Origin of the sequence: Lysobacter lycopersici, assembly GCF_007556775.1 — a bacterium.
Lineage (GTDB): Bacteria > Pseudomonadota > Gammaproteobacteria > Xanthomonadales > Xanthomonadaceae > Pseudoluteimonas > Pseudoluteimonas lycopersici.
Map to the genome: position 1 here is coordinate 2,166,607 of NZ_CP041742.1, position 20,913 is coordinate 2,187,519.

Consider the following 20,913-nt stretch of genomic DNA (forward strand, 5'->3'; position numbering starts at 1 on the left):
GAAGCGCACGAATATTCAAACCGCGCGCTAGGCGCGGGTCTACGCTGATCCGGTGCCGCCGCGCCATCGCCGCGGCACGCGACGAGGCCCACGCATGAGCGCACCCGTTCCACATTCGACCACGCCGAACGGCACGCGCGTGCTGCTCGCGCTGGCGGCCGTGTACCTGATCTGGGGTTCCACCTACCTCGCGATCCGCTTCGCGCTGGAAGGTGGTTTCCCGCCGTTCCTGCTCGGTGGCGTGCGCTTCGTCATCGCCGGTTCGCTGATGTTCGCGTTCCTGCGCTGGCGCGGCGTGGCCGCACCGACCCGCGCGCAATGGGGCAACGCCGCGGTGATGGGCGTGCTGTTGCTGCTGTTCGGCAACGGCATGGTAAACCTCGCCGAAACCACGGTGTCCTCCGGACTGGCCGCGGTCGCGGTCGCTTCCGCGCCGCTGTGGATGGGCGTGTTCGCTGCGATGCGCGGCCAGCACCCGAGTCGCATCGAATGGGTCGGCCTGGGGATCGGTTTCCTCGGCGTGGTCTGGCTCAATGCCGACAGCAGCCTCAGCGCGTCCAAGGTCGGCATGATCGCCTTGCTGGTCGCCACGCTGGCCTGGTCGTTCGGTTCCATCTGGAGCCGCGGCCGCGACCTGCCGTCGCCGTTCATGGCCTCCGCGGCACAGATGCTCTGCGGCGGCGTGGCGATGTGCATTGTCGGCACGCTGTCCGGCGAACGCTTCCATGGCATGCCGAGCGCGCATGGCCTCGCCGCGTTCGCCTACCTCATCGCCTTCGGTTCCATCGTCGGTTTCTCGGCCTACATCTGGCTGCTGCACAACGTGCGCCCGGCGCTGGCCGGCAGCTATGCCTACGTCAATCCCGCCATCGCGGTGATGCTGGGCGCGTGGCTGGCGGGGGAACGCTTCGGCGCGCACGAACTGCTGGCGATGGGCGTGATCCTGCTCGGCGTGGTCGCGATCACCCTGGCGAAGGCGCGCAAGGTCGCGCCGAAACCGGCCACCATCGGCACCGCGGACGAAGCCGCATGAGTCATGACGCCGACCATCGCCGCGGCATGTGGGCCGCGGTCGCCGCGTTCGTGCTGTGGGGACTGATGCCGCTGTACTGGCATGCGCTGCGCGCGGTGCCGTCGCTGCAGATCCTGCTGCACCGGATCGTGTGGAGCACGCTGATGGTCGGTGGCTTGCTGTGCTGGCGCAGCGGCTTCGAATGGGTGCGTGCGGCGCTGTCGCGTCCCGGCATCGCCAAATGGCTGGGGCTGAGCGGCGTGCTGATCGGTTTCAACTGGGGGCTGTACATCTGGGCGGTGAACGCCGGCCACGTGGTCGAAACCAGCCTCGGTTACTTCATCAACCCCTTGCTCAACGTAGTGATCGGCGTGCTGTTCCTGCGCGAACGCTTGCGCCCGGTGCAATGGGTTTCGGTGGCGATCGCCGGCATCGGCGTGTTGTGGCTGACACTGCGCTTCGGCCAGTTGCCGTGGATCGCGCTGGCGCTGGCGGGATCGTTCGCGCTCTACGGCCTGATCCGCAAGCTGGTGCACGTGGAAGCGCTGCCGGGGCTCGCCATCGAAGGCGGTTACCTGCTGCTGCCGGCGCTGGCCGTGCTGGGCTGGCTCGAAGCGCAGGGGCAGGGCGGTTTCCTGTCGCTGCAACACGGTTACGGCTTCGCGCTGGACGCGATGCTGGTCCTCGCCGGCCTGCTCACCGCGTTGCCGCTGATCGGCTTCGCCTACGCCGTGCGGCGCGTGCAGCTGTCGACGGTCGGCGTGTTGCAGTACATCGCGCCGACGCTGCAGTTCCTCGCTGGCGTGCTGGTGTTCCGCGAGCCCTTCGACCGCGATCGCGCGGTCGGTTTCGCGTTCATCTGGATCGCGCTGGCGTTGTTCGCCGGCGATGGCCTGCTGCGGGCGCGGCGCAGCGTGTAGGAGCGCTCTGGAGCGCGACCGCTTTTGTAGGAGCGGCTTCCAGCCGCGACAGATCTTACGATGCAGTCGCGCCCAGGTGCGCTCCTACAAGGGCGGATGCGTCGTTACGCCGCGCGTCAATGCGTGGCAGGCATCGCGAACGCCGGGCAATCCCCGTGCCGCGGCAACCACCGAGCCAGCGGCTCGGCGAGCAGGTCGATCCGCAGCGGCAGGGTGAGGTGGGTTTCCTCCGGCATCTCCAGGTATCGGGTCCGTGGCGCGTCCGAAATCGCACGCAACGCCCCCGGATCGAGGAATTCGTCCTCGCCGCCTTGCAGGATCAACGTGCAGGTCTGGTTTTCGCGCAACGGTGCCGCGATGCCGGTGTCGTGCAGGTCGATGCCCAACCGCTTGCCGGATTCCGCGATGGCGGCATCGACCTTCGCATCATCGAAGGCGTGCCGTGCATAGGCGGACAGCAGGCGACCCTTGAGGCCGTGCGCCGGCTTGCGCGCATCGGCGACGAAGCCGCGGATCGCGGATTCGGCATCGACGAAGGGTTCCATCGCGACCACGCCGTCGATCAAGTCGGGAGCCATCGCCGCCGCATGGATCGCCACGTCGGCGCCGTAGGACACGCCGAGGAGATAGACCGGCGATTGCAATTTTCCTTGAGCCCGCAGCGCGCGCAGCAGATCGACGATGTCCTCCGCCTCGCGCGGGCCGAAGCCGACCGGCGCGCGGTCGGATGCGCCGAAATTGCGCAGGTCCGGCAGCACGCCCTGGTAACCGTGGCGCGCCATCGCCAGCGCCCACGTCATCATCATGCTGTGGTCTTCGCCCCATCCGTGCAGCAGCACGATGCTGCCGCGCGCCTCGACCGGGCTGCGTTCGCCCCACGAGAATTTTTGCGTGGAAGGAATGCGGCTGGCGGGAATACGCGTAGGCGAGGTGGTAGTCGGCGGCCGGCAGCAGCCGGTACGCGATGCGATTGCCGTTACGCGCGTGCATCGATTGCGATTCCAGATGCAGGTTTTCGCGTTCGATGCGCTCGACGGTCTTGCGCGATGCGGAATGCGGTGTGTGCGGCTGGGTGATTTCCTTCACCAGCGAAACGCAACCGCTGGCCATGAGCGCGATCATCGCCGCCGCGACGAGGCGCCATTCATGATGGCGCGTTTCTCGTCGCGACTCCCGTCGCTCCCACAAAATCAGCAGGTTCACGCCGCGCGCAACGCCACCGTCACCGGCAACCGCGCTGCGCGCAACGCCGGGAACAAGCCGCCGACCAGGCCGATGCCCAGCGCCCACTTCAGGCCGGTCCACAACAGCTCCGGCGAGACGCGGAACTGGAACACCACCTGGCTGAAGTTGCTGCCAAGCGTGCTGACTTCGTAGCCGTTGAAGATCAACCACGCGATGCCCGCGCCGAGCAGTCCGCCGAGCAAGGCCAGCAGCATGGTTTCCAGCATCACCGCGACGACGACGGGCAGCCCGCGGAATCCGAGCGCACGCAGCGTCGCGATTTCGCGCGCACGACCGGCGACCGCCGCGTACATGGTGTTGAGCGCGCCGAACACCGCGCCGATCGCCATGATGGTGCCGATCACGGTGCCGAGGATCCGGATGAGTTTTTCCAGCCCCTCCGACTGCTTGGCGTAGTAGTCGTGGGTGGTGAGCACGTCGAGCTTGAGCCGCGGGTCGCCGGCGAGCGCGGCCTTGAGCTTGCGGAAGCCACCCTTGCCATCGAGCTTCACCGTCACCGACTGGAACGCCTGGCGGTTGTAGGTCGAGGCCAGCGTATCGGCGTCGGCCCAGAGTTCGGAATCGTGCGAATCGCCGGACGCGAATTCGCCGACCACGGTCCACTGCTGGTTCGCGAACATCACGCTCTTGCCGACCTCGATGCCGCGGAACTGGCGCATCGCGCCCTGGCCGACGACAAGTTCGCGCAAACCCGCGCCGAACTTGCGGCCCTGCACGATCTTCACCTGCGGGCGCAGCGCCCAGCCCTGCGGGCCGACGCCGCGGATCTGCGCGTTGGCATCGGTGCCATCGCTGCGGCTGGGCAGGTTCACCACCTGCGAAAGCTCCGGCGACACCAGCGGCTTGCCGTCGCTGCCGCGGGCGATGCCGTCAAGCGAAGAGATCAGTGGCACCTGGTCGCGGGTGATGACCGAATTGGTCTCGGCCTGCGAACCGCCGCGCAGGATGATCGCGCTGTCGTCGCTGCCGGTGCGGTTGAGCGTGGCCTTGAAGCCTTCGCCCATCGCCAGCATCGCGACCAGCACGCCGACTACGCCGGCGATGCCGACCACGATCACGCTGGATGCGCCCCAGCGCTGCGGCAGGCCGGCGATGCCGACGCGTGCCGCCGCCAGCGCCAGTCGACCGCTGCGGGTCAGCAGCAGCCACAGCGCGAGCAGCACGGCGATGCCGAGCACCACGAACCAGGGCAGGAAGATCCATGCGCCGAGCCCGACCGCGAGCGCGACCACGATGGCGAAGTTCACAAGCCAGTGCTTTCCGCGTGCCGGAACGCCAAAGCCGATGATTGTGAAGAACAGGTTGAGTAGGAAATCCATCGTTATTTCCTCAGCGGCCCGCGAGGGCATCGACGATGTTGAGGCGCATCGCGCGCAACGCCGGCAAGGCGCCGACGATGGCGCCGATCACCAGCATCAACGCGATCCCGAGCAGCCAGGTCTGCGGCAGCACGGTGGGCAGCTGGATCATGCCGCCGCTGCTCGCGCTCACGATCGGCATCAGCAGCGCGGCGAGGCCGAGCCCGATCAACCCGCCCAACACCACCAGCAGCATGGCTTCGGCCAGCACCAGCCACAGCACGCTGCGGTTGCTGAAACCGATGGTCTTCAGCACCGCGAGCTCGGGAATGCGCTCGCGCACCGCCTGCGCCATGGTGTTGCCGGTCAGTAGCAGCAAGGTGAAGAACACCGCGGCCATGATCGCGGTCACGATCAGGCCGATGTCGGCGAACTGCTTGGCGAAGCTCTGGTTGAACGCTTCTTCGGTCTGGGTCTTGGTCTCGTGGTCGGAGTTCGCGCTGATCGCGTCGATCGCGGCACCGACGCGGTCGGCCTGGTTCACGTCGGCGAGTTCCACGATGTACCAGCCGACGCGGCCGTTGACGTACTGGTTGGCTTCGTCGAAGTACTTCCAGTGGAACCAGAGCTGGTTTTCCTCGCCTTTGCGCTTGGCATCCTTGACCGTGAAGATGCCGTCGATCTTCAGCGGCCACGCATTGCTGCCGTCCTTTTGCGGGAAGATCGTCGCTTGCAATGGCACGGTGTCGCCGAGCTTCCAGCCGTTGCGCTTGGCCAGCGATTCGCCGACGATCGCGCCGGTGCGATCGGCTTCGAACGCGGCCTTCTGCGCCGGCGACAAGACGTACTCCGGATACATGTCGAAGTAGTTCGGGCTGACGCTGAAGTTGGGGAAGAAATTCTTCGGGTCGCGGTAAATGCCGCCGAACCACGCCGCATAGCCGACGCGCTTCACGCCCGGCACCGTCTCGATCTGCTGGAGCAGGCTGTAGGGCAGCATCTGCGTGATCGACAAGCGGGAAGCGACCACGAGTCGCTTCGATCCGGCGAGGTTGCCGCCGGAATTGAACGCCACGCGCACCGAGTCGAGCATGCCGAACAGCAGGAATGCGGCGACCACAGACAGCAGCGTGAGCATGGTGCGGGTCTTGCTGCGGAACAGCGCGGCCCAGATGAGGTGCAGGTATTTCATCTCGATTCCTCTTTTCCCTCTCCCCGCCATGCGGGGAGCGCATTCCTCTTTTTCCTTCTCCCCGCAAGCGGGGAGAAGGTGCCGAAGGCGGATGAGGGGCTAGGCGTGTTCGACTTGCTCGACCAGGGTGCCCTTGTCGAGGTGCAGCGTATGCGTCGCGTATTCCGCGGCCTTGGGATCGTGGGTCACCATGACGATCGTCTTGCCGTGGTCGCGGTTCAGCCTCTGCAACAGGCCGAGGATTTCCTCCGCCGACTGGCGGTCGAGGTCGCCGGTCGGTTCGTCGCAGATCAGCAGCGTCGGATCGGAGACGATGGCGCGGGCGATGGCCACGCGCTGCTGCTGGCCGCCGGAGAGCTCGGCCGGGCGATGCTTGCCGCGATCCTTCAGGCCCACGAGTTCCAGCGCGATCTCGGCGTTGCGCTTGCGCTGCGCGGCGGAAAGCTTCGTCAGCAGCAACGGCAGTTCGACGTTTTTCTGCGCCGTCAGCGTCGGCATCAGGTTGTAGAACTGGAACACGAAGCCGACGTGGTCGCTGCGCCATTGCGAGAGCTGGCCGGACGTCATCTTGTCGATGCGCTTGCCGTCGACCTCGATCTCGCCCGAACTCGGCGAATCCAGTCCGCCGATCAGGTTCAGCAGCGTGGTCTTGCCCGAACCGGAAGGCCCCATCAGCGCGGCGAAGTCGCCGCGGGCGATGTCGAGGTCGATGCCATGCAGCACCTCGACCTTTTCGGGGCCGCGCTGGTAGGTCTTGGTCAGGTTGCGGAGGTGGACGAGTGCGGACATGGTGTTCCTCGCTGTGTTGCCGTTCCCTCTCCCCTTGTGGGAGCGGGCATGTTTTTCCCTCTCCCCGCATGCGGGGAGAGGGTGGCGAAGCCGGGTGAGGGGCGCTCTTTGCGCGATGTCCCTCATCCGCCCTGCGGGCACCTTCTCCCCGTGAACGGGGAGAAGGAACATCATTTCATTCGTTCGAATCGCTATCTGCATCGCTCGCCGGCGCGACCTTCACCTTCGCGCCGTCGGCGAGTTTTTCCGGCGGATCGAGCACCACCTGGTCGCCGGCGACGAGGCCGGACAACACTTCGCGGTCGTCGCCCAGCGTGCGTCCGAGCTGCAATTCGCGTTGTTGCACGCGTTCGCCATCGACCACGTACGCGACGTCGCCGCCGTCGCGCTGCACGATCGCCGCGGACGGCGCGAGCACGCCAGGTTTCTGTTGCGGCTTCTGCGGCGCGGCCTTCTCGAGGAAGCTCACGCGCACGCCCATGTCCGGCACGATGCGCGGATCGCGCGAATCCAGCGCCACGCGCACCGTCACCGTGGCCTTGCCGCGGTCGGCGGTGGGGATGATCGCGATCACCTTGCCCGGGATCTTCCAGTCCGGATACGCGTTCAACGTCGCTTCGGTCGGCATGCCCGGCTGCACGCGGCCGATGTAGGCCTCGCCGACGTCGACCTGCACTTCCAGCGATTCCATGTCGACGATGGTGCCGATGCCGGTGCGCGTGTAGGCGCCGCCGGCGGAGAACGGCGAGACGATTTCGCCCGGCTGCGCGGCTTTCGCGATCACCACGCCGGCGAACGGCGCGCGGATGATGGTGTTGTCCACGCCCTGTTCGGCGATGCGCAGCGAATCGCCGGCGGCGCGCGCGTTGTTGCGCGCGGTCGCGAGCTGCGCGCGCAGGTTGTCGCGCTGGGCGATGGCCTGGTCGCGTTGCGCTTTCGATACCAGCTGCTGCGGCGCCAGCGCCGACAGCCGCGCGGCGTTGGCTTCGGCATCGCGCAGTTGCGCCGCGGTCGCATCGACTTGGCTGCGCGCGGCCGCGGCCTGCGCGCGCGCCAGCGCGAGCTGCTGGTCGGCGTCGATGGGATCGAGCGTGGCGATGACTTCGCCCTCGGCCACGTGCTGGCCTTCCTCGATGCGGATCTCGCGCACGCGTCCGGTGATCTTGGCCGAGACGGTGGCCATGCGCCGTGCGACGACATAGCCGGTGGCGTCGAGCACCGAAGCCGCGCCGCCGTTGCCGCCGCCGATCGCCACCACCGGCGCGACCTGCACCTCAGGCGCCTTGCCGCGCGCGAACAGCAGCCAGCCGGCGACGACGAGCAGCAGCACCGCCGCGGCCACGCCCAGCCCGATCCACAGGCCCTTGCGCGAAGGCGGCGGCGGGGCGCTGCGGTCGATCTTCAGCGATTTCAGCAGATCGGCGTTGGTGTTCATCTGTCGAGGGAGTGGGGGCGTCCCGGGAGTTTGACCGGTTCCCGTCGCGGGGCCAAATCGCGCCGCCCGCACAGCCTAGTCGCGAACCTGCCCGTGATCACCTGACGCTTGTCATGCCGAATGCGTGATCGTGGCGACTGCCGTGGAAGGACGCGCATTCCTATCGTCGCCGCCATCCCGAGTGGAGGTTGCGACATGGAACATGGGGAAGGCGCATTGGCCAGCCTGCGCGATGTGCGCATGCGTTACGGCAAGGTGGTGGCGCTCGACGGCATCGGCCTGGACGTGCGTGGCGGCGAAGTGCTGGCCCTGCTCGGCCCGAACGGCGCCGGCAAGACCACCGCGATCAGCCTGCTGCTCGGCCTGGTCCGTGCCGACGAGGGCGAGGTGCGCCTGTTCGGCAGGGATCCGCAAACGATCGAAGCGCGCCGCGGCATCGGCGTGATGCTGCAGGACGCGGCGCTGCCGCCGACCCTGCGCGTGGGCGAGCTGATCCGCCTGACCGCGAGCTATTACCCGTCGCCGCGCGGCGTCGCCGAAAGCGCGGAACTCGCCGGCGTCGCCGACCTGTTGCAACGCCCCTACGGGAAACTCTCCGGTGGGCAGCAACGACGCGTGCAGTTCGCGCTCGCGCTGTGCGGGAATCCGCGCCTGCTGTTCCTCGACGAACCCACCGTCGGCATGGACATCGAGGCGCGGCAGAAGCTGTGGAATGCGATTCGTGCGCTGGTCGCGGACGGGGTATCCATCGTGCTCACCACGCATTACCTGGAGGAGGCCGAGGCGCTGGCCGATCGCGTCTGCGTGATGGCACGCGGCAGGATCGTCAGCGAAGGCAGCGTGGAATCGCTGCGCGCGCGCATCGCGCTCAAGCGCGTGTGGTGCGCGACGCACCTGCCGCTGGCCGAAGTCGCGGCGTGGCCGGAAGTCGCCGAAGCGCGCCTCGACGGCGAACGCCTGTGCCTGGCCACCGAACACGCCGAACCGCTGGTGCGCCGCCTGCTCGCGCACGATGCGCAATTGTCGGCGCTGGAAGTACGCGCCGCCGGCCTGGCCGAAGCCTTCGTCGAACTCACCCGCGACGACAGCGTCGCATCCTTGCAGGAAGCCGCCTGATGAATGCCGCCATTGCCGATGCCGTGCCCGCGATGCCACGCACCCGCGTGTTGAACGCCTATTGGCAGGAAGGGCGCAGCGAAGTCTTGCGTTACCTGCGCAACCCCGGCTTCCTGTTGCCGGTGATCCTGTTCCCGAACGTGTTCTACGCGATGTTCGGGATCGTGCTGAACCACGGCGACGGCGAGGCCGCGCGCTACATGCTCGCCAGCTACACCACGTTCGGGGTGATGGCGCCGGGCCTGTTCGGCTTCGGCGTCTCGCTGGCGCTGGAGCGCGACGGCGGCCTGCTCACGTTCAAGCGCGCGCTGCCGATGCCGCCCGGCGCCTACCTGCTGGGCAAGATGCTGATGGCGCTGTGCGTGGCCGCGGTGGTGTGCGCGTTGCTGCTCGCGCTCGCGTTCGGCATCGGGCATGTGCCGCTGGCACCGGTGCGCGCGGCGGCGTTGCTGGCCACCGGCACGTTCGGCGTGCTGCCGTTCTGCGCGCTCGGCCTGTTCGTCGGCACCCTGCTCAAGGGCCAGGGCGCGCCCGGCCTGCTGAACATGGTCTACCTGCCGATGGCGTTCCTGTCCGGGCTGTGGTTCCCGCTGCACATGATGCCGGGGTTCCTGCAACGGCTTGCGCCGGTCTGGCCGAGCACCCACCTCAATGCGTTGTCGCTGTCGGCGGTGGGTTTCGATACCGGGGCGCGCTGGCCGCACGTGGCGGCGCTGGCCGGATTCACCGCCGCGTTCCTGCTGTTGGCCGCGCGGCGCCTGCGCCGCCACGGCTGACGCTACGGCTTGCAGTAGCATCGGCGAATGGATTCCACGCAACGACTGCGTTCCTGGTTCCGGCCCGCACCCGATTCGCACCTGGCCGATGCGATGCGGCGCGGCAAATCGCCGCGATCCGAATTCATCCACCTGTTGTGGTCGGTGTGGGTGTTCATCACCCCGTCGTTCGGCATGGGCTACGACCGGCTCTGGCTGTCGCTCACCTTGCTCAGCTATCCGCTGTTCCTGTTGCTCTACGCGAAGACCTTCGTCGCACCGCGACGCCAGGCGCGCTGGTATTCGCTGGCGATGGTGGCGCTGAGCATGGCGTTGCTGCGCTGGTATCCGTCGGGGCTGAGCTACTTCGTGTTCGGTTGCGTGCTGCTCGCGCCGTCCTGCCGCGATACGCGTGGAGGGCTGGCCGGCTACCTCGCACTGGTCCTGGTCTTGGGCGCCGCGGTGGTCGCCGAGGCGCTGTGGATCGGCTATCCGTGGCAATCGGTGGTGTGGTTGCCGCCGATGACGCTGATCATCGGCCTGATCGTCGGGGTCGAGCAGCGCGATCGCGCGCACCAGGACGCGCTACAGCTTTCGCACGACGAAGTGCGCCGGCTCGCCGCCACCGCCGAACGCGAACGCATCGGCCGCGACCTGCACGACCTGCTCGGGCACACGCTGTCGCTGATCACGCTGAAGCTGGAGCTCTCGCGCAAACTCATCGACCGCGACGCCGCCGCCGCGCGCAGCGAAATCGCCGAGGCGGAAAAGGTCGCGCGCCACGCGTTGGCCGAAGTGCGTGCCGCGGTCACCGGTTTCCGCGCCGCAGACCTCGCCGCCGAACTCGCCTCGGCGCGGCTGCTGCTCGAATCCTCGCGCGTGGCGCTGGATTACGACGCGCCGCCGGAACTCTCGCCCGAGATCGAACGCCCGCTCGCATTGGTGTTGCGCGAGGCCGCGACCAACATCGCGCGCCACGCGAATGCCACGCGCGCCGAAGTGCGCTTCGTGCGCAACGACGCGCAACTGCGCATGCGCATCGCCGACGACGGTCGCGGCGCGAACGCGGGCGAAGGCAACGGCGTGGTCGGCATGCGCGAACGCGTGCGCGCGATCGGTGGCAGTTTCGAATTCGCATCGTCGAAAGCCGGGACCGCGGTCGAGGTCGCGGTGCCGTTGGCGGCGAAGGGGCAGCCGGCATGATCCGGGTGCTGCTGGCCGAGGATCAGGCGATGGTGCGCGGCGCGCTGTCGGCGCTGCTGTCGCTGGAAACCGACATCGAAGTGCTCGGTTCCGCGCCCGATGGCGAGGCCGCGTGGCGCGAACTGCAGCGGCTCAAGCCCGACATCCTCGTCACCGACATCGAAATGCCGGGCCTGACCGGGCTCGAACTCGCGCAGCGCGTGCAACGCCACGCATTGCCGGTGAAGGTGGTGATCCTGACCACCTTCGCGCGCCCGGGTTTCCTGCGCCGCGCGCTGGATGCCGGCGTGTGCGGCTACCTGCTCAAGGATTCGCCGGCCGAACAGCTCGCCGACGCGATCCGGCGCGTGCGCCACGGCGGCCGCGCGGTCGATCCGCAACTGGCGATGGATGCGTGGAGCGAAGCCGATCCGCTCAACGACCGCGAACGCCAGGTGCTGCGCCTCGCCGGCGATGGCCTGTCCGCGGGCGACATCGCCACGTTGTTGAATCTCTCCGCGGGCACGGTGCGGAATTATTTGTCGGAAGCGATCGGCAAACTCGGCGCGGCGAACCGCATCGAAGCGAGCCGCTTGGCGCGGCAGAAGGGGTGGCTCTGATGTTCCCTCTCCCCTTTGTGGGAGAGGGTGGCGCGTAGCGCCGGGAGAGGGGATGCGCAATCAAATCCCGTAGCCCGGGTAAGGCCAACGGCCGCACCCGGGATTGTTTGACATAGATGAAGTCCCGGGTGCGCTGCGCTTACCCGGGCTACTTGCTAGTCGCACAACCCATAGTCTTTTGCGACGACGCGGCCATTCCCCAGCAAGACTTGAAATATTGGATAGGGCCAAGTCTCGAACGACCCTTTAAGAATCGGGCAGCTCGATGTCTTGTATAGATCGTCCGACTCAAGCGGCGTGATGCCCATATCAAACTTGAGCGTCTCATCGAATGGATTGGTCGTCGTGAGCATCATGCCGCGATCTTCGGTCTGTTCCAGTTTGACGATGATCGTCTTTTCCGGATGGACCACTGAATCGACGGCCTGGAGGTTCACCAGCTTGCCGTCGGAGGTATCGGCCTCGACAAATACGGTTTGTCCGGCAACGACGAGAATTCCGACTGGTTGCACGACTGCCGGAAACGTCGGGAAAGTGTGTTCGTAAGTGGAACCGTCCTTTTGGACCAATGTGACATGGAGATTTCTCTGGCACTTTGTTTGCGCGCACATCATTTCCGATATCTGCGCTTGCGTCAGGTCGGGCTCGGAAGGTCGCGTCTCGCAAAGCGAAGTTCCGAAAGAAAAGGTCAAGGTTAAGGCTAGGGCGAACTTGGTGACTCCGAGTCTCATGGTTTGCTCCTGATAATCATCGTGCTAGGCGTTGGCATCAGGAGCCGCGCCAAACCGTTCCTTCAACATCCCCCACGCCGCACGCAAACCCTGCGCCTCGCCACCAGCAGGACGACCCGGCCGGTCGGCGTCGTTCCACGCATACACGTCCAGGTGCGCCCACGGCATCGTCGCCGGGACGAAGCGTTCGAGGTAGAGCGCGGCGCTGATGCTGCCCGCCATCTTCGACGGCCCGGCGTTGGCGATGTCGGCGACGTTGCTGGTGAGGTAGCGCAGGTACGGCCGCCACAGCGGCATGCGCCACAACGGATCGCGCGTGCGCGCCGCCGCGGACAGCCAATCCGCCGCGACGGATTCGTCGTTCGAATACATCGCCGGCAGTTCCGGGCCGAGCGCCACGCGCGCGGCGCCGGTCAGGGTCGCGAAATCCATGATCAGTGCCGGTGAATCTTCCGCCGCGCAGGTGAGCGCATCGCACAGCACCAGCCGGCCCTCGGCATCGGTGTTGTCGATTTCCACGCTCACGCCCTTGCGCGTCGCGATCACGTCGCCCGGGCGCAACGCCATCGGGCCGATCGCATTCTCCACCGCGGGCACCAATAGCGTCAGCCGCACCGGCAGCTTGCGCGCCATGATCAGTTCGGCCAGCGCGATTGCGTGCGCCGCGCCGCCCATGTCCTTCTTCATGTTGCGCATGCCGTCGGCGGTCTTGAGATCGAGGCCGCCGGTGTCGAAGCACACGCCCTTGCCGACCAGAGCCAGGCGCGGATGCGAGGCGTCGCCCCAGTCCAGGCGCAGCAGGCGCGGTGCGCGATGCGAGCCGCGGCCGACCGCGTGGATCGCGGGCAGGTTCCGCGCCAGCAATTCGTCGCCGATGATGCTCATGCACTCGGCGCCATGCCGCGATCCGATGGCGCGCAGCGCGTCTTCCAGTTGCTGCGGGCCGAGGTCGTCGGCCGGCGTGTTGACGAGGTCGCGCACGCGCAGGCAGGCGGCGAGCACGTCGGCGGTTTCCGCGTCGGGATCCGCGAGGCGCAGGCGCGCAGGCGGGCGCGGCAGCGTGCGGTAGCGATCGAATCGATACGCACCCAGGCCCCAGCCGAGTTGCAACGCACGGCGCGCATCGTCGTCGAGTTCGCCACGCACTTCCCAGTCGCCGGGCGGCAGCGCGAACGGCGCGTGCGCGTAGGCGAGGGGATCGTGCGGATCGCCGATGCCGAGCACCGCGCCGTCGACCGTGCCGTCGCCGGCCGGCAGCACCAGTGCCGCGCCGGGCGAGGCGTCGAAACCGTGTGCGATCAGCCATTGCGCGGTCGCAGCGGGCTGGCGCGCGTGCCATTCCTCGTGGCCTTCGCGGCGGACCAGGTGCAGGGCGCGGAACACGGTGGCGTCGGCGGGGGAATAGGCGGTCATGCGGCGCTCCGTGCGTCGGTGTCGGCCTCTTGCGCGCGCAGCCATGCGACGAGCGCGGCGAGATCGGGGAATTCGAGGTCGGGTGTCGCGTCGGCGAACGGCCAGGTTTCGCCGTCGCGGTTGATCCACGCGCAGCGCAGGCCCGCGCGTTGCGCGCCGAGCGCGTCCTGTTCCGGATGGTCGCCGACGTGCAGCACGCGCGCGGGTTCGGCGCCGAGGCGTTCGCAGGCGGCGAGGAAGATCGCGGCGTCGGGTTTCGCGCTGCCGAATTCCTTCGCCCCGAGGCGGAAGCGGAACAGGTGGCCGATGCCGATGCGCTCGAGGTCGGCGTTGCCGTTGCTCAATGCGGCAAGTGGACGCAGCGCGGCGAGTTCGCGCAAGGCATCCGGAACCTCGGGATGGAAATCGACGCGGTTGCGTTCGTCCAGGAACAGCGCGTGCGCTTCCGCCGCCAGCGCCGGATCGCCGCCGCTTTCGGACAATGCGCGCTCGATGGTCAGCCGCCGCAGCAGGCCGAGGTCGTGCGCGTGCTGCGGATGTTCGGCGTGGATGCGTTCGCGCAGTTCGCGCATGGCTTCGATCGGGAATCGCCGCGCGGTGCCCGGGCTGTGCGCGAGGAACCAGTCGTGCAGGGTGTTTTCGATGCGCGCGCCGATCGGCGCGAACGGCCACAGCGTATCGTCGAGGTCGAGGGTGATGGCGTCGACGCGGAAGTCCACGCCGGGATTGTAGCCGCGGTGGGCCGCGGTCATTCCAGCAGCCGGGCCCAGCCGTCCATGCCCTCGATCCGGGACAGGACGATCTTCACGCACACCAGCAGCGGCACCGCCAGCAGCAGGCCGAGGATGCCCCACATCCAGCCGAACACCATCAGCGCCAGGATCAATAGCAGCGGCGACAGCGCCATGCGCCTGCCGAGCACGATCGGCGTGACCAGCTGGCCTTCCAGCGTGTGCAGGCCGAGGTAGATCGCGGCCGGCAGCAACGAGGTCCAGGTGCTGTCGAAGACGAGGAATCCCATCGCCAGCATCACCACCATGCCAATCAGCGGGCCGACGTAGGGCGCGAAGTTGAGCAGCGCCGCCATCGTGCCCCACAGCAGCGCTTCGTCCAGCGGCACCGCGAGGAAGAAATGCAGGCAGGCGGCGTAGGCCAGGCCCAGCAGCAGGTTGATCACGCTGATGGTGAGCACGTAGCGCGACATCTCGACTTCGATCGCGTGCAGGATCTCCACCGTCACCCGCTTTTGTTGCCGGTCCGGGAGCAACGCGATCGCATGCCGCTGCAGGGATTCGCCATAGACCATGAAGAAGAACGTCAGCAGCACCACCGCCAGCACCGAGGCGGCCATGCGCGGGGTCGCGGTCAGCGCCTTGTACGGATCGTTGACCTCGGTCTTCACCACCTGCACCGGCTTGGCCGTGCTCTCGCCGCCGGCGGCGCGGGCGATGTTCTCCGCGGCCTTGTTCGCGTCCTGCACCGGCTTGACGAGGCTGCGCAACTTCGGCGCGAGCTGGCTGAATTCGCGCGGGACCTCGCGGATCCATTCGCCGGCCGGCTGCGCCAGTTGCCGCGCGAGCAGCACGGTCCCGGCGATGCCGAGCACCAGCACCAGCAATGCGCCGATGAAGCGCGGCAGGTACAGGCGTTGCAGCAGGCGGATGATGGGATTGCCGACCAGCGCCAGGAACATCGACAGCAGCACCGGCAGCACCAGGTCCTGCGCCGCCCACAGGGTGAACGCGACCGCGAGCACCGCGAGCACCACCAATGCCGCCGGCGAACGCGGCCTGGGCGGGCGTTCCGCGGAGGGAATCTCCGGTGCGGTTGCGCTCATGCGGCCTGTTCCGCGTCGACGGATTGCGCGTCCGCGCCGTTGCCTTCCGCGCGTTCGGCGGCCTGCGTCGCTTCGTCGAACGCGGCCTGCACCTGGCCGCCGGCGAACAGTCCGGCGAGCGCGCTCACCATCTGCAGCACGTTGCCGCCATCGGCGATGCGCAAGGGCCGCGCGCGACCGACGAGGAAACCGGCGACCGCGCCGGCGACGACGATGCGCCCGGGCGTCCACGCCTCGCGCCAGCTCGACTTCAGCTGGCGGACGTCGGCGGCGACGCGGCGTTCCTGCGCTTCCAGGGCGCGTTCGGCCTGCTCCACCTTGGCGATGAGCGCGTCGAAACTCATGGCGGGGTCACGTCCACGCCAAGGCCTTTCTTGATCGGCGCGTCGGCGGTCGCCGCGGCCACGCGTTCGGCGGCTTGCGCGGTCGAATCGGGGGAATCGGCATCGGGCATGAGGTCGGCGAGTTCGCCCAGGCCCAGCCGCGCGAACTGCCGGCGCGTGGCCTTGAGCCGGGTGTGTTCGAAGTAGCGCATCGCGCGCCAGCCGGCGTAGAGCGTGATCGCCACGCTCAGCACCGCGGTCAGCAGCAGCGACAGGGGCCACGGCCAGCCGAGGCCGCGGCTCAACGCGACGATCAGCGTCGCCATCAGCAGCAACCACGCCGAGGCGCCGAACGCGATCGCCACGCCGGTCAACGCCAGCGTCCGCCCGAGCGCGCTGCGCGCCAGCGAGATATCGGCGGCGATGAGGATGCGCAGCGCCTTGGCCGCGTCGCCGGCCGCGGACAGGCCGGCGCGACCGCTCGCGCCGAGGTCCTTCAGCGCCTCGGCGAGGTCGGGCGCGGGTCGTTCTTCGCCGGACGAATCGCTCACGACGTGGCGGTTACTTGTCGCCGCCGCGCGCGAGCTTGGCGATGATCCAGCCGGCGGCGAACGCGACGCCGAACGAGGCCAGAGGGCGTTCGCGGATCAAATCCGCGGCGCTTTCGACCAGGTCGCGGCCCTTGTCGACCAGCGCGTCGACCTGTTCCTTCGACGCGGCGCCGGCATGGCCGGCGGCGTCCAGCCCGGCCAGCGCGCCGTCGGCGAGTTCGGCCTTCATTTGCGCCTTGCCCAGCTTGGCTTCGTCGCCGGCCGCCGCGGCGATGTTCTTGATCGCGTCGCCGGCCGCGGACGCAGCCTGCTTGAGGTGGCCGCCGGCTTCGCCGAGGCTGGCCTTCATCGCATCGGTGGACGTGGGGTTCATCGCGTGGTCCTCGTGGCGTGGGTTCGGGTCGTCATTGCATCAGCAACTGGCCGCGCTGGCCGCTGCGCCAGACAGTCAACACCAGTTGGCGTGGCGAGCGCGCGAAACTGGCGCGGAAGCTGTCGAGGTCGTCGAAGCCGCCGCTGCTCGCCGAGAGGATCACGTCGCCGCTGCGCAGGCCGCTGCGCGCGGCGCGGCTGCCGGCCGCGACCGAGGTCACCAGCACGCCGGAAGCGCCCTGGCGGCGCAGGGTTTCGGGCAGTTCGCCGAAGCTGGCTCCGGCCAGGCGCGCATCCAGGCTGCCACCGTCGCGCGCGGATTCGCGCAGTCCGGTGGTCACCTGCAACGGCTTGCCGTCGCGGACCACGTCCAGGGTCACCTTCGCGTCCGGCGACTGCAGGCCCTGGAAGTTGCGCAACGCCTCGCCGTCGTCGATGCGCTGGCCGTTCGCGCCCACGATCACGTCGCCCGCGCGCAGCCCCGCCGCCGCCGCGGCCGATTCCGGGAACACCCGCGTCACCGCCGCGCCGCGCGCGTCGGCCAGGCCCAGCGCCTTGGCGATGCGCGCATCCACGTCCTGGGTTTCCACCCCCAGGGTGCCGCGCCGGACCACGCCCTTGTTCGCGATCAGCTGGCCCATGATGTTGCGCGCGATGTCGGCGGGAATCGCGAAGCCCAGGCCGATGTTGCCGGCCATCGAACCGCGCGGGTTGAAGCTGGCGGTGTTGATGCCGACCAGTTCGCCGTTGAGGTTGACCAGCGCGCCGCCGGAATTGCCGGGATTGATCGAGGCGTCGGTCTGGATGAAGTTCTGGTAGCCGGCGCCGGGCAGGTTGCTGCGCCCGACCGCGGACACGATGCCGCTGGTCACGGTTTGCCCGAGCCCGAACGGATTGCCGACCGCGACCACGAAATCGCCCACGCGCAGCGCGCCGCTGTTGCCGAGCGGGATCGCGGTCAGGTTCTGCGCGGGGATGCGCATCAGCGCGACGTCGGTGTCCGGATCCGAGCCGAGGAATTCCGCCTTGAGCGTGCGCCCGTCGGACAGCGTCACCGACACCGCGTCGGCGCCCTCGATCACGTGGTGGTTGGTCAGCACGTAGCCCTTGGCCGCGTCCACGATCACGCCCGAGCCCAGCGACTGGTTGATCCGGTCCTGGGTCAGTTCCGGGAACATCCGGCTGAAGATCGGATCGTTGCCGAACGGGCTGACCTGCACGTGCTGTTCGCTGTGCACGCTCACCACCGCCGGCAGCACCTTCTGCAGCATCGGCGCCAGCGAAGGCATCGGCGCGCCGTTCGCCGACGCGGGCAGGGCCGCGGCGGCCGGCAGCAGTGCCGGGGTCGCGGCCTCGGCCGGGCTGCGCAGGCCGTCGCGCAGCGCGGTTGCGGCGAAGCCGCCGAAAGCGGCGGCGAGGGTCAGGGCGAGGAGGGTGGGCAGGGGACGCATCGGGGTTCCGGGCATGGTTCGAACGGGAGCAAGGGCGGGGACGGAAACGCCCATGTTGGCGCGCGGAGCGGGCCACCGCCAGCGGGCCGTTCCAGTCTGTCCCGCCGCCGCTGAAACCGGTCTGAAAGACCTGAATGGGCCTCGCCGCCCGGGCGCGTCCCTGACGCTTCGCGGCAGTTGACTCGCCCGCCGGGCGGCGGTAGCGTTCAATCCCGTCGCCGCCACTACATCTTGGGGTCGGCGAACGGGTGAAGGCCCATTTATGGGGGTGGCTTCCAGCCGACGGGAGGCGGTCGGAAGCCCTGGAAAGGCACCAGAATTGCAGGTTTCGGCGCCTGCGGCGGGCGATTTCGCTGCGGCCGCGGCACCGGGATCCCATCACCAAAACACGGGCGCGGCGACACCGCGACGGAGGAAGGAATCAGCATGAGCAGCGTTCGCCTGGAAGCGGTGAAATCGATGGGAACCACGACGGAAGCGGAAATCCCGATGCAGCCGGCATCGGTCGACATCTGGGACAAGAAGTACCGGTTGAAGACCAAGCAGGGCGAGGCCATCGATGCCGACATCGACGGCACCTACCAGCGCGTCGCCCGCGCCCTCGCCGATGCCGAGCCCGACGACGACAAGCGCGCCTACTGGTACGAGCGCTTCGTGTGGGCGCTGCGCCGCGGCGCGATCCCCGCCGGCCGCATCACTTCCAATGCCGGCGCGCTCGAGCACAAGCCCGCCACCAGCACCATCAATTGCACCGTGTCCGGGACCATCACCGACTCGATGGACGGCATCCTCGACAAGGTCCACGAGGCCGGGCTCACGCTGAAAGCCGGCTGCGGCATCGGCTACGAATTCTCGACGCTGCGCCCGCGCGGCGCCTTCGTCGCCGGCGCCGGCGCCTACACCTCCGGCCCGATGTCGTTCATGGATATCTACGACAAGATGTGCTTCACCGTGTCTTCCGCGGGCGGCCGCCGCGGCGCGCAGATGGGCACGTTCGACGTCTCGCACCCGGACGTGAAGGACTTCATCCGCGCCAAGCGCGAGGACGGGCGCCTGCGCCAGTTCAACCTCTCGCTGCTGATCACCGACGGCTTCATGGACGCGGTCAACGGCGACAAGGACTGGCCGCTGGTGTTCCCGGTCAGCGACAAGGAAGCCGGCGACCTCGACCTGTCGAACGCGGAGGAAGTGGTCTGGCGCGAATGGCCGACCGCGAAGGGTTACGTCAGCCGCGACGACGGCTTGGTCGCGTGCAAGGTGTACGGGCACATCCGCGCGCGACACCTGTGGGACATGATCATGGTCTCGACGTACGACTACGCCGAGCCGGGCTTCATCCTCATCGACCGCGTCAACGAGATGAACAACAACTGGTGGTGCGAGAACATCCGCGCGACCAATCCCTGCGGCGAACAGCCGCTGCCGCCCTACGGCGCCTGCCTGCTGGGTTCGGTCAACCTGACCAAGTTCGTGCGGAAACCCTTTACCGACGAGGCCTCGTTCGACTGGGACGAGTACAAGGAAGTGGTGCGCGTGTTCACCCGCATGCTCGACAACGTGGTCGAGGTGAACGGGCTTCCCCTGCAGCAGCAGCGCGACGAGATCCTGCGCAAGCGCCGCCACGGCATGGGCTTCCTTGGCCTGGGCAGCACCGTGACCATGCTGCGGATGAAGTACGGTTCGAAGGAATCCTGCGAATTCACCGAACGCATCGCCCGCGACATGGCCGTCGCCGGCTGGGAAGTCGCGCTGTCGCTGGCCGAGGAAAAAGGCCCGGCGCCGATCATGGAGGAACGCTTCACCATCACCGCCGGCATGCTGCGCCAGCGCCCGGAAATGGCGAAGGACGGCTGGAAGCTCGGCCAGGAAATCCCCGGCAAGGTGCTGCACGCCAGGTACTCGCGCTACATGCAGCGCGTGGCCGAGGTCGCGCCGGAACTGGTCGAGCAGCTCGCCGACACCGGCGCGCGCTTCACCCACCACAGCTCGATCGCGCCGACCGGCACGATTTCCCTGTCGCTGGCCAACAACGCCTCCAACGGCATCGAGCCTTCGTTCGCGCACCACTACAGCCGCAACGTGATCCGCGAGGGCAAGAAGACCAAGGAGAAGGTGGACGTCTATTCCTTCGAACTGCTGGCCTACCGCGAACTGGTGAACCCCAGGGCCATGCCCTTCGCCGAGGACGAAGCCTCGCGCCTGCCCGAGTACTTCATCTCCGCCGACGACATCACGCCCAGGGAACACGTGGATGTGCAGGCCGCGGCGCAGAAGTGGGTGGATTCCTCCATCTCCAAGACCGCGAACGTCCCCACGGACTATCCGTACGAGGACTTCAAGGACATCTACCGCTACGCCCACCAGCAGGGCCTGAAGGGCTGCACCACCTTCCGCTTCAACCCGGCCGCCTTCCAGGGCGTGCTGGTCAAGGAAGCCGACCTGGAGAACACCACCTACCGCTTCGAACTGGAGGACGGTTCGGTGCTCGAGGTGAAGGGCAACGAGCAGATCGAATACGACGGCGAGCTGCACACCGCCGCCAACCTGTTCGACGCGCTCAAGGAAGGCTACTACGGCAAGTTCTGATCCGTCGGTGGAACGGCGGCGACCCGGTGTTTTCGCCCGCGCAAGGGGTTAGCATCGCGTCGTCACACCCGTGACCGGGAAATTC

Annotated in this window: 21 protein-coding genes; 8 read left to right on the plus strand and 13 right to left on the minus strand. The window is 68.1% G+C overall.

Features of this window, described 5'->3' with window-relative positions:
- Positions 1 to 94 precede the first annotated feature (94 nt).
- Both yedA and rarD read left to right on the plus strand, forming a co-directional pair.
- Positions 95 to 1,033 carry a drug/metabolite exporter YedA gene (gene yedA / locus FNZ56_RS10660; protein ID WP_143879817.1) on the plus strand — a complete coding sequence of 313 codons (939 nt, stop codon included), beginning with the start codon at positions 95 to 97 and terminating at the stop codon, positions 1,031 to 1,033.
- On the plus strand, positions 1,030 to 1,932 hold the full coding sequence (gene rarD / locus FNZ56_RS10665) for an EamA family transporter RarD (protein WP_143879818.1): 903 nt from the start codon (positions 1,030 to 1,032) through the stop codon (positions 1,930 to 1,932). The genes yedA and rarD overlap by 4 nt, the downstream gene beginning before the upstream one ends.
- A 116-nt stretch (positions 1,933 to 2,048) precedes the next feature.
- On the opposite strand, the gene FNZ56_RS10670 is transcribed toward rarD, so the two are convergent.
- Positions 2,049 to 2,987 carry an alpha/beta hydrolase gene (locus tag FNZ56_RS10670; RefSeq protein ID WP_143879819.1) on the minus strand — a complete coding sequence of 313 codons (939 nt, stop codon included), beginning with the start codon at positions 2,985 to 2,987 and terminating at the stop codon, positions 2,049 to 2,051.
- Here FNZ56_RS10670 and FNZ56_RS13020 point away from each other — a divergent pair.
- Positions 2,957 to 3,082 (plus strand): hypothetical protein, encoded by a 126-nt coding sequence (locus FNZ56_RS13020; RefSeq protein WP_281286156.1) that lies wholly within the window; start codon positions 2,957 to 2,959, stop codon positions 3,080 to 3,082. The two genes, FNZ56_RS10670 and FNZ56_RS13020, sit on opposite strands and share 31 nt — an antisense overlap.
- 49 nt (positions 3,083 to 3,131) lie before the next feature.
- On the opposite strand, the gene FNZ56_RS10675 is transcribed toward FNZ56_RS13020, so the two are convergent.
- The 4 genes from FNZ56_RS10675 to FNZ56_RS10690 form a co-directional block, all read right to left on the minus strand.
- The gene (locus FNZ56_RS10675) at positions 3,132 to 4,496 is read right to left on the minus strand and encodes an ABC transporter permease (protein ID WP_246064582.1); all 1,365 of its coding nucleotides are present in this window, start codon (positions 4,494 to 4,496) and stop codon (positions 3,132 to 3,134) included.
- A gap of 10 nt (positions 4,497 to 4,506) precedes the next feature.
- Complete coding sequence (locus FNZ56_RS10680) at positions 4,507 to 5,667, minus strand: ABC transporter permease (RefSeq protein ID WP_143879821.1); 1,161 nt, start codon at positions 5,665 to 5,667, stop codon at positions 4,507 to 4,509.
- A 99-nt stretch (positions 5,668 to 5,766) separates the two neighbouring features.
- Positions 5,767 to 6,456 (minus strand): ABC transporter ATP-binding protein, encoded by a 690-nt coding sequence (locus tag FNZ56_RS10685; RefSeq protein ID WP_143879822.1) that lies wholly within the window; start codon positions 6,454 to 6,456, stop codon positions 5,767 to 5,769.
- 175 nt (positions 6,457 to 6,631) lie between these two features.
- Positions 6,632 to 7,891, minus strand: a complete 1,260-nt coding sequence (locus tag FNZ56_RS10690) for an efflux RND transporter periplasmic adaptor subunit (RefSeq protein ID WP_143879823.1) — start codon at positions 7,889 to 7,891, stop codon at positions 6,632 to 6,634.
- A 195-nt stretch (positions 7,892 to 8,086) separates the two neighbouring features.
- On the opposite strand from FNZ56_RS10690, the gene FNZ56_RS10695 reads away from it, so the two are divergent.
- The 4 genes from FNZ56_RS10695 to FNZ56_RS10710 are packed head-to-tail and all read left to right on the plus strand — an operon-like array spanning position 8,087 to position 11,564.
- Positions 8,087 to 9,007 (plus strand): ABC transporter ATP-binding protein, encoded by a 921-nt coding sequence (locus FNZ56_RS10695; protein ID WP_143879824.1) that lies wholly within the window; start codon positions 8,087 to 8,089, stop codon positions 9,005 to 9,007.
- Positions 9,007 to 9,783, plus strand: a complete 777-nt coding sequence (locus FNZ56_RS10700; RefSeq protein WP_143879825.1) for an ABC transporter permease — start codon at positions 9,007 to 9,009, stop codon at positions 9,781 to 9,783. Before FNZ56_RS10695 ends, FNZ56_RS10700 begins: the two co-directional genes overlap by 1 nt.
- 27 nt (positions 9,784 to 9,810) lie before the next feature.
- Positions 9,811 to 10,965, plus strand: coding sequence for a sensor histidine kinase (locus FNZ56_RS10705; protein ID WP_143879826.1), 1,155 nt, complete (start codon positions 9,811 to 9,813; stop codon positions 10,963 to 10,965).
- On the plus strand, positions 10,962 to 11,564 hold the full coding sequence (locus FNZ56_RS10710; protein WP_143879827.1) for a response regulator transcription factor: 603 nt from the start codon (positions 10,962 to 10,964) through the stop codon (positions 11,562 to 11,564). Before FNZ56_RS10705 ends, FNZ56_RS10710 begins: the two co-directional genes overlap by 4 nt.
- A 155-nt stretch (positions 11,565 to 11,719) precedes the next feature.
- On the opposite strand, the gene FNZ56_RS10715 is transcribed toward FNZ56_RS10710, so the two are convergent.
- From FNZ56_RS10715 to FNZ56_RS10750, 8 genes are read right to left on the minus strand one after another with little or no spacing between them, the layout of a single operon-like run.
- Positions 11,720 to 12,295: a hypothetical protein gene (locus tag FNZ56_RS10715; protein WP_143879828.1), complete on the minus strand. Its 576-nt coding sequence runs from the start codon at positions 12,293 to 12,295 to the stop codon at positions 11,720 to 11,722.
- A 24-nt stretch (positions 12,296 to 12,319) separates the two neighbouring features.
- Positions 12,320 to 13,708 carry a leucyl aminopeptidase family protein gene (locus FNZ56_RS10720; RefSeq protein WP_143879829.1) on the minus strand — a complete coding sequence of 463 codons (1,389 nt, stop codon included), beginning with the start codon at positions 13,706 to 13,708 and terminating at the stop codon, positions 12,320 to 12,322.
- The gene (locus tag FNZ56_RS10725; protein ID WP_143880346.1) at positions 13,705 to 14,427 is read right to left on the minus strand and encodes an HAD family hydrolase; all 723 of its coding nucleotides are present in this window, start codon (positions 14,425 to 14,427) and stop codon (positions 13,705 to 13,707) included. Before FNZ56_RS10725 ends, FNZ56_RS10720 begins: the two co-directional genes overlap by 4 nt.
- A gap of 29 nt (positions 14,428 to 14,456) precedes the next feature.
- The gene (locus FNZ56_RS10730) at positions 14,457 to 15,545 is read right to left on the minus strand and encodes an AI-2E family transporter (protein ID WP_143879830.1); all 1,089 of its coding nucleotides are present in this window, start codon (positions 15,543 to 15,545) and stop codon (positions 14,457 to 14,459) included.
- Entirely contained in the window at positions 15,542 to 15,889 is a 348-nt protein-coding gene (locus FNZ56_RS10735) for a hypothetical protein (protein ID WP_143879831.1), read from the minus strand. Before FNZ56_RS10735 ends, FNZ56_RS10730 begins: the two co-directional genes overlap by 4 nt.
- Positions 15,886 to 16,419, minus strand: a complete 534-nt coding sequence (locus tag FNZ56_RS10740; RefSeq protein ID WP_185970733.1) for a phage holin family protein — start codon at positions 16,417 to 16,419, stop codon at positions 15,886 to 15,888. Before FNZ56_RS10740 ends, FNZ56_RS10735 begins: the two co-directional genes overlap by 4 nt.
- Before the next feature lie 10 nt (positions 16,420 to 16,429).
- The gene (locus tag FNZ56_RS10745) at positions 16,430 to 16,792 is read right to left on the minus strand and encodes a hypothetical protein (protein WP_143879832.1); all 363 of its coding nucleotides are present in this window, start codon (positions 16,790 to 16,792) and stop codon (positions 16,430 to 16,432) included.
- A 31-nt stretch (positions 16,793 to 16,823) separates the two neighbouring features.
- On the minus strand, positions 16,824 to 18,242 hold the full coding sequence (locus FNZ56_RS10750) for a Do family serine endopeptidase (protein WP_143879833.1): 1,419 nt from the start codon (positions 18,240 to 18,242) through the stop codon (positions 16,824 to 16,826).
- 426 nt (positions 18,243 to 18,668) lie between these two features.
- On the opposite strand from FNZ56_RS10750, the gene FNZ56_RS10755 reads away from it, so the two are divergent.
- Positions 18,669 to 20,828, plus strand: coding sequence for an adenosylcobalamin-dependent ribonucleoside-diphosphate reductase (locus FNZ56_RS10755; protein ID WP_143879834.1), 2,160 nt, complete (start codon positions 18,669 to 18,671; stop codon positions 20,826 to 20,828).
- Positions 20,829 to 20,913: the final 85 nt, after the last annotated feature.

What these genes read in the sequence shown, in the direction of transcription:
- FNZ56_RS10720 (WP_143879829.1), bottom strand. Translation starts at nt 13,708, where the DNA reads ATGACCGCCTATTCCCCCGCCGACGCCACCGTGTTCCGCGCCCTGCAC.
- FNZ56_RS10695 (WP_143879824.1), top strand. Translation starts at nt 8,087, where the DNA reads ATGGAACATGGGGAAGGCGCATTGGCCAGCCTGCGCGATGTGCGCATG.
- FNZ56_RS10730 (WP_143879830.1), bottom strand. Translation starts at nt 15,545, where the DNA reads ATGAGCGCAACCGCACCGGAGATTCCCTCCGCGGAACGCCCGCCCAGG.
- FNZ56_RS10710 (WP_143879827.1), top strand. Translation starts at nt 10,962, where the DNA reads ATGATCCGGGTGCTGCTGGCCGAGGATCAGGCGATGGTGCGCGGCGCG.
- FNZ56_RS10680 (WP_143879821.1), bottom strand. Translation starts at nt 5,667, where the DNA reads ATGAAATACCTGCACCTCATCTGGGCCGCGCTGTTCCGCAGCAAGACC.
- FNZ56_RS10735 (WP_143879831.1), bottom strand. Translation starts at nt 15,889, where the DNA reads ATGAGTTTCGACGCGCTCATCGCCAAGGTGGAGCAGGCCGAACGCGCC.
- FNZ56_RS10755 (WP_143879834.1), top strand. Translation starts at nt 18,669, where the DNA reads ATGAGCAGCGTTCGCCTGGAAGCGGTGAAATCGATGGGAACCACGACG.
- FNZ56_RS10745 (WP_143879832.1), bottom strand. Translation starts at nt 16,792, where the DNA reads ATGAACCCCACGTCCACCGATGCGATGAAGGCCAGCCTCGGCGAAGCC.
- FNZ56_RS10675 (WP_246064582.1), bottom strand. Translation starts at nt 4,496, where the DNA reads ATGGATTTCCTACTCAACCTGTTCTTCACAATCATCGGCTTTGGCGTT.
- rarD (WP_143879818.1), top strand. Translation starts at nt 1,030, where the DNA reads ATGAGTCATGACGCCGACCATCGCCGCGGCATGTGGGCCGCGGTCGCC.
- yedA (WP_143879817.1), top strand. Translation starts at nt 95, where the DNA reads ATGAGCGCACCCGTTCCACATTCGACCACGCCGAACGGCACGCGCGTG.
- FNZ56_RS13020 (WP_281286156.1), top strand. Translation starts at nt 2,957, where the DNA reads ATGCGCTCGACGGTCTTGCGCGATGCGGAATGCGGTGTGTGCGGCTGG.
- FNZ56_RS10750 (WP_143879833.1), bottom strand. Translation starts at nt 18,242, where the DNA reads ATGCGTCCCCTGCCCACCCTCCTCGCCCTGACCCTCGCCGCCGCTTTC.
- FNZ56_RS10700 (WP_143879825.1), top strand. Translation starts at nt 9,007, where the DNA reads ATGAATGCCGCCATTGCCGATGCCGTGCCCGCGATGCCACGCACCCGC.
- FNZ56_RS10715 (WP_143879828.1), bottom strand. Translation starts at nt 12,295, where the DNA reads ATGAGACTCGGAGTCACCAAGTTCGCCCTAGCCTTAACCTTGACCTTT.
- FNZ56_RS10690 (WP_143879823.1), bottom strand. Translation starts at nt 7,891, where the DNA reads ATGAACACCAACGCCGATCTGCTGAAATCGCTGAAGATCGACCGCAGC.
- FNZ56_RS10685 (WP_143879822.1), bottom strand. Translation starts at nt 6,456, where the DNA reads ATGTCCGCACTCGTCCACCTCCGCAACCTGACCAAGACCTACCAGCGC.
- FNZ56_RS10705 (WP_143879826.1), top strand. Translation starts at nt 9,811, where the DNA reads ATGGATTCCACGCAACGACTGCGTTCCTGGTTCCGGCCCGCACCCGAT.